This is a genomic window from Streptomyces rugosispiralis, from assembly GCF_024505145.1.
GTDB lineage: Bacteria > Actinomycetota > Actinomycetes > Streptomycetales > Streptomycetaceae > Streptomyces > Streptomyces rugosispiralis.
Map to the genome: position 1 here is coordinate 1 of NZ_JANIAA010000266.1, position 329 is coordinate 329.

Here is a 329-nt window from a genome sequence, read left to right on the forward strand (position 1 = left end):
AAGCTGGCGTTCCTGTTCACGGGGCAGGGGAGTCAGCGGCTGGGGATGGGGCGTGAGCTGTATGACGCCTATCCGGTGTTCGCGGAGGCGTTGGACGCGGTCTGCGATGAGCTGGACCAGTACCTTGAACGGCCGCTGAAGACGGTGCTGTTCGGGGAGGACGCCGAGGCGTTGGACCGGACGGGGTTCACTCAGCCCGCGTTGTTCGCGGTTGAGGTGGCGTTGTTCCGGCTGGTTTCGGAGGCGTGGGGGCTGCGGCCGGACTTCCTTTCCGGGCATTCGATCGGTGAGCTTGCTGCCGCGCATGTGGCGGGTGTGCTGTCGCTGGC

General features: G+C 66.6%; 1 protein-coding gene. It reads left to right on the plus strand.

Going from position 1 to position 329, the window contains the following annotated elements; translation table 11 throughout:
- Nucleotides 1-329, plus strand: a 329-nt coding sequence (locus NP777_RS47380) for an acyltransferase domain-containing protein (RefSeq protein WP_256656400.1), incomplete at both ends; no start/stop codon positions are given.